This is a genomic window from Halorubrum sp. CBA1125, assembly GCF_009742825.1.
Classification (GTDB): Archaea; Halobacteriota; Halobacteria; order Halobacteriales; family Haloferacaceae; genus Halorubrum.
On record NZ_WPCE01000176.1, the window covers coordinates 1 to 5,972 of the forward strand.

The window sequence follows — 5,972 nt, forward strand, 5'->3', positions numbered from 1 at the left end:
CAGTCGGACGGCGGGGCTGGCGACGTACCTGATCGTCGGGACGGACCACCCCGACGAGCCACCACACGCGACGTTTCGACGTCGACGAGCGCAGCCTCGCGATCGGCGTCGACGTCCTCGTCGGGACGATTCTGGACCTCGAACGCCGGCACCCCGTCCCGCAGGCCGCCGACCCCAACGAGGTGAGCGGGCTCGACGCATGACCGACAGCGGCGAGTCGGCCGACGCGAACGGAGCGTCCGAGCCTCGCGTCACGCTCGCCGACGTGAGGGACGCGCGCGAGCGCATCCGCGACGTCGTCCACCGGACGCCGCTCGACACCTCGCGCACGTTCGCCGAACTCAGCGGCGCGGCCTCGGTCGGACTCAAGCTCGAGACGTTCCAGCGCACCGGGTCGTTCAAGATCCGCGGGGCGTACAACGCGATGGCGCAACTCTCCCCCGACGACCGCGAGACCGGCGTCATCGCCTCCAGCGCGGGCAACCACGCGCAGGGGGTGGCGCTCGCCGGCGACCTCCTCGGCGTGGACGCGACGATCGTCGTCCCCGAGACGACCCCCGCGGCGAAGATCGAGGCCACCCGCGGCTACGGCGCGGCGGTCGTCGTCGAGGGCGAGGAGTACGAGGGGGCCTACGAGTACGCGCGCGACCGCGCGGCCGAGACCGGCGAGACGTTCGTCCACCCCTTCGACGACGAGGCGATCGTCGCGGGACAGGGCACCGTGGGGCTCGAACTCCGCGACCAGTACCCGGAGCTCGACACGGTGCTGGTCTCGGTGGGCGGCGGCGGGCTCATCTCCGGGATCGGCACGGCGCTTTCCGCGAAAGACGCGGACGTCCGCGTGGTCGGCGTCCAGCCCGAGGGCGCCGCGCACGCCAAGCCGTCGCTCGAGGCGGGCGAGATCCGGCAGCTCTCCGACGTCGACACCGTCGCCGAGGGGATCGCCGACGCGCGGCTGCTCGAGACGACGTTCGCGATCGCTCGCGAGGTCGTCGACGACGTGGTGTCCGTCTCCGACCGCGAGATCGCCGCCGCCGTGGCTCTGCTGGCTGAGCGGGAGAAGGTCGTCGCCGAGGGCGCGGGGGCCGCGCCGCTGGCCGCGGCGCTGTCGGCGGACCTCGACGTTCGCGGAGAACACGTCGGCGTCGTCGTCTCGGGCGGGAACGTCGACCTCACCGAGCACGCCGAGCTGACGCGGACCGGCCTCACCGAACTCGGGCGCTACGCGACCCTCCGGCTGGCGATCGACGGGTGGCCGACGCGCGTCGCGCCGTGGTCGACGCCGTCGAGGAGGCTGGCGCCGAGCTGGACGTCCTCGAACGGGCTCGCCACACGGCGGCCGATCACCCCAACCGAACGCCGCTCCGGGTCGGGTTCGAGGGGAGCGACGAAGCGCACGTCGACGGGGTCGTCGAAGCGCTGTCCGCGCTGGACGGCGTGTCCGTGGTGGCGCGGTCGGTCGACGCCGACTAGCTGACCCGGGGACTCGGCCCGACGGCGTCTATCGCGTCGCAGAACAGCGAGACGCCCATCTCGATCTCTCGCTCCGTCGCGTCGAGCGGCGGGAGCAGCCGGATGGTCTTCTTCCCGCACCCGAGCGTCAGCAGGCCGCGCTCGAGCGCCGCCTCGACGACGCCGGCCCGTCGCGCCGGCGTGTCGAACTCGACGGCGAGCATCAGCCCCTTCCCGCGGACGTCCTCGACGCAGTCGGGAGCGCGGTCGCCGATCAGCTCTCTCGCTTGCCTGCCGCGCTCGGTCGCGTTCGCCAGCAGGTCGTGTTCCCGGATCGCGTCGAGCGTGAACGCGCCCATCATCGACCCGAGGAGGTCCCCGCCGCCGAACGTCGACCCGAGGCGGTTCTTCTCCGACGGGAACACCTCCGAGCGGGAGATCGTCGCGCCGACGCGCAGCGCCTTCGCGCTCGCGATCACGTCGGGCTCGATCGCGTAGTGGTCCGAGGCCCAGATCTCGCCGGTCCGACCGACGCCCGACTGGATCTCGTCGACGACGAGCGGGATGTCGTACTCGTCGGTGACGGCCGCGACCTCTTCCATGAACGACTCGCTGGGGAAGCGGTAGCCGCCGACGCCCTGGATCGGTTCGAGCGCGAGGAAGGCGATCTCGTCGGGGTTCACGTGACCGCCCTCGGGAGCGAGCATGCTCCGGAGCCGGGAACTGCCCCCCGCGAAGAACCGCAGTCACAGCTCTCGGCGTCACAGCCCCGGTCCGCACAGAAGGGAACCGTCTCGATCCCGCTTATCTCCGGGTAGTGGCGCGTGTACACCTCCTTGGACTTGGTCACCGAGAGGGTGCCGAGGGTTCGGCCGTGGAAGCTGCCGGCGAAGGCGACGCCGTACTTCGCGGGCGCCCGGTGGTCGTTGGTGATCTTCATCGCGTTCTCCATCGCCTCCGCCCCGGAGTTCGAGAGGAAGACCGTGTCCATGCCGTACTGGCTGGAGACGTCCACGAGCGTCTCCATGAGGTGGCTCGACCCGGGGACGTCGGCCTCGTCCGGGGTCGATCCCGCGCCGAAGTACATGTCCTGTCCGGCGATCTTCATCGGCTCGACGAGGTCGAACTCCCGCACCTTCGAGAGCACCTTCTCGTTGTTGTAGCCGAGCGGCGCCGCCCCGATGTGGCAGGTGAAATCGAGGAGGACGTTGCCGTCGACGTCGGTGACGAACGGGCCGTCCGCCTCGCGGGTCACGTCCCAGACGAACTCGTGGGAGTACTCGCTCGGAGCGGAGTACTCCTGGTGGAAGTCGACCCACTGCTGCGCGTTCGGACCCGGAAGCGCGGCCGCGTCCGGCTCCGCCGTGTCCCTATCCATACACAGTTTATGTATATATTATACATTAAAACTTGTTATAGATGGGAGGACAGATCGACGTCGGCGCCGAGAGCGCGGCGAAACGTCGGACGGGAGCCGACAGCGGCGTCAACGACCGCGGGTGGCGACGGCCGATTCAGTCGTCGTCGGACTCGGCGCTACGGGCGGCGGACTGCGAGCTCGACGACTCGCTTGACCCGTAGAGGACCGTCTCCTTTTGAAGCAGCACCTGCTGGTAGTTGGCGCCGAAGTCGCGGATCAGCGCGATCATCGCCAGGAAACAGACGAAGGCGAACGGCGTACCGGTGATGATCGCCGCCTGCTGGAGCGTGTTGGCGCTCCCCGTGCCGCCGAGGATCATCAGGATCGCCGCCGTCATCCCGAGGACGACGCCCCAGAAGATCCGGTTGATGTTCGACGGTTTGGCCTTGCCGCCGGTCGTCATCATCGAGACGGCAAGCGTCGAGGAGTCCGCCGACGTGACGAAGAACGTCGTCACGAGGATCATGAACGCGTAGATCAGCACGGACCCGATCGGGATCGTCATCGACGTTCCCCCGAGGTTCAACGTGAAGTTCAGCGCCTCGAAGAGGATGAACCCGGACACCTCCGCGCCGGCCTCGCCGGATATCACGGCGCTGAAGTCCGCGATACCGTTGTGTTGCGCCCAGACGGCGGTACCGCCGACGAACGTGAACCACGGGATGGTGGCCGCCGACGTCGCGACGATGCCGGTGAACGCGACCTCACGGACCGTCCGGCCCTTGGAGATGCGGGCGATGAACAGCCCGGCGAACGGGGACCACGAGAGCGCCCACGCCCAGTAGAAGACGGTCCAGGCGTTCATCCAGCCGGTCGCGCCGGTGTCGCCCGCGCCCATCGGCCCGGCGCCGGTGAACAGACTCATCGAGATGAAGTCGGTGATCATCCCGCCGAACGCCTGCGTGCCGACCAGAAGCAGGAACAGGGTCGGCCCGACGACGAACGTCACGAACATGAGCGCGACGAAGAGGATCATGTTGAAGTTCGACAGCCGACGGATCCCCCTGTCGACCCCGAGTACCATCGACGTCGTGAAAAGCAGCGTCATCATCGTCACCACGAGGAGGATGCCGATGTCGCCCATGTTGATCCCCCACTGGTAGTCCAGTCCGGTGACGAACTGGCTCCCGATGAAGCCGAGCGACGTGGCCACGCCGCCGATCGTCGCGAAGACCGCGAGGATGTCGACCACCTTCGCGAACGGGCCGTCGAGGTTGTCCGCGCCGATGAGCGGCGTCAGCGCCGAGGACACCCGGAGCGGGACGTCTTCGTAGTTGTACGCGAAGTAGCCGATCGCGATGCCCATGATGGTGAACACCGCGAGCTGGGGGAGCGCCCAGTGGAACAGCGTCTGCTGGACGGCGACCGTCATGGCCTCTGCCGTCCCGCCCTCGACGCCGTCGAAAAGCGGCGAGGGGTTGTCGTAGTAGAACAGCGCTTCGGTCGGTCCCCAGAAGACGACGCCGGCGGCGAACCCGGCCGAGTACAGCATCGCGAAGAAGGACAGGAAGCTGTACTCCGGCGACTCGTCCCCGAGCTTGATCCCGCCCCACGGTCCGACGATCAGGAACAACAGGAAGAGGACGATCAGGAACACGATCAGAAGCATCGCCCAGTTGAACGCGCCGAGCAACTGCGAGTTCAGCGAGGAGATCCCGCTCTCGACGGTGCTCGGACTGACGAAGAACGCGCCGATGACCCCGAGGGTCAAAAGCGCCCCGAACGCGAAGACGACGGGATCGATCTCGTCGAAGAACTCCTCGACCATCCCCTGGTCCGAACCACTCATCTCGTCTCACCCCCGCTGACGGGACGACGCTTTGAGTGACTGTACCACCGACCTCCCGCCACGCCATGAGATGGCATAGCGGTGCAATTGGAACCATACACAATAAGTGTTTCTGACGTCAGCAATATCTCTACGTCCTCCGTTTACCGCCCGTTCGGTCGAGACACGGTGCAAGAAGAGCAGAGGATCACGCTAACTGGAGGAAGAGAATGATACCAACCTCGGAATTTTACCAGATGGAAGACGTACGCTCAATTATCGAGCGCAAACGGTGGTCGAATACCGTGTATCTTCGTGGCTACCGGTCCGCCTTCGAAGTGGCACCTAACCCTCCCGTCCGGGAGCGTAATCGAAAATCGTTGGTGCCTCGGTCTGTTCAGTTCGTCAGCTCTTCGATGCTCCGCTCGTGAGACTGGGCGCTCTCCGTGAGGCGCTCGGCGAACTCGTCGACGCGGGTTTTGATCTCCTCGCCGGCCTCCTCGGGCGAGAACGAGTCGGACATCGTCAGCAGACGGACGAACGCTCGGAGTTCCTCGTCGGTGAGCTCTGCGAACGCCTCGTCTTCGAGCTTCTCGACAACCTCGTCGACGTCGATCTGGCCGACCGGTTCGACGTTGAACTCGACGTTGACCATCCGGTAGTTCGACCCGGCGAGCCGCTGTTCGGCCTTCCCGACGCCCTCCGCTAGCATGTCCTTGAACGGGGTGTGGTACCCCATCGTCCCGAGGTGGAGGAAGGCGAGCATATCGGTGATCCCCTGGGTGTACGCGTCGCGGTCCGCGTCGTCGGGGTCGAACACCGTCTTCCGGTCGCGCTCTTCCATGTACTCGAAGAGGATGCTGAAATCGAGGATCGCGTTCCGGACGCGCCGCCGGATCCGGTTCCGCTTCTGTTTTTTCGAGTGGTCGGTGTAGTCGGTCTTCCGGCCGAGCAGGAAGTCGCGGTCGGAGGGGGTGAGAATGCCGCGCGGTCGGTCGGCGTCCGCAGCCGCCTCGAGCGACTCCGGTACGTCGTCCTTGCTCATGGCTCCACTACCGGGAGCGATCGAATTAACAGTACTGGTCCCCGGAACCGAACTCCCGTCTTCTCGGTTCGGCCGGCGGTGCGGGCTACGGGCGTCGCCGAGAGAGTTCGAGGATCGTCTCCGACAGCAGCGACACGCCGATCTCGAGGCTGCGCTCGTCGATGTCGAACGTCGCGTGTGGTGGCGTCGTCGGGTGGTCCGTCCCGACGAGGGACGTAGGACGGCGAGGCCGTCGTTGGTCCTGGACCCGCTGCCATCAGGTACGTCCCGTCCTCGCTGACGCCCGA

2 protein-coding genes and 4 pseudogenes are annotated in these 5,972 nt (G+C 67.0%); 2 read left to right on the forward strand and 4 right to left on the reverse strand.

Annotated features, from left to right (window positions below; all coding sequences use genetic code 11):
* Together GJ633_RS17915 and ilvA are read left to right on the forward strand one after the other, a co-directional pair.
* Positions 1-203: pseudogene (locus GJ633_RS17915) on the forward strand (amidohydrolase); the annotation flags it as partial.
* A pseudogene (gene ilvA / locus GJ633_RS13140) lies at positions 200-1,473 on the forward strand (threonine ammonia-lyase). The pseudogenes GJ633_RS17915 and ilvA, both read left to right, overlap by 4 nt.
* Here ilvA and GJ633_RS13145 read toward each other — a convergent pair.
* The 4 genes and pseudogenes from GJ633_RS13145 to GJ633_RS18550 form a co-directional block, all read right to left on the reverse strand.
* A pseudogene (locus tag GJ633_RS13145) lies at positions 1,470-2,830 on the reverse strand (aspartate aminotransferase family protein). The pseudogenes ilvA and GJ633_RS13145 sit on opposite strands and share 4 nt — an antisense overlap.
* Before the next feature lie 136 nt (positions 2,831-2,966).
* The gene (locus tag GJ633_RS13150; protein ID WP_197431337.1) at positions 2,967-4,661 is read right to left on the reverse strand and encodes a BCCT family transporter; all 1,695 of its coding nucleotides are present in this window, start codon (positions 4,659-4,661) and stop codon (positions 2,967-2,969) included.
* A gap of 376 nt (positions 4,662-5,037) precedes the next feature.
* Positions 5,038-5,685, reverse strand: a complete 648-nt coding sequence (locus GJ633_RS13155) for a hypothetical protein (protein ID WP_156589184.1) — start codon at positions 5,683-5,685, stop codon at positions 5,038-5,040.
* Positions 5,686-5,770: 85 nt separating this feature from the next.
* Positions 5,771-5,972: pseudogene (locus GJ633_RS18550) on the reverse strand (amidohydrolase); the annotation flags it as partial.

Excerpts from the sequence above, each read along its gene's own strand:
- GJ633_RS13150 (WP_197431337.1), bottom strand. The coding sequence starts at position 4,661 with ATGAGTGGTTCGGACCAGGGGATGGTCGAGGAGTTCTTCGACGAGATC.
- GJ633_RS13155 (WP_156589184.1), bottom strand. The coding sequence starts at position 5,685 with ATGAGCAAGGACGACGTACCGGAGTCGCTCGAGGCGGCTGCGGACGCC.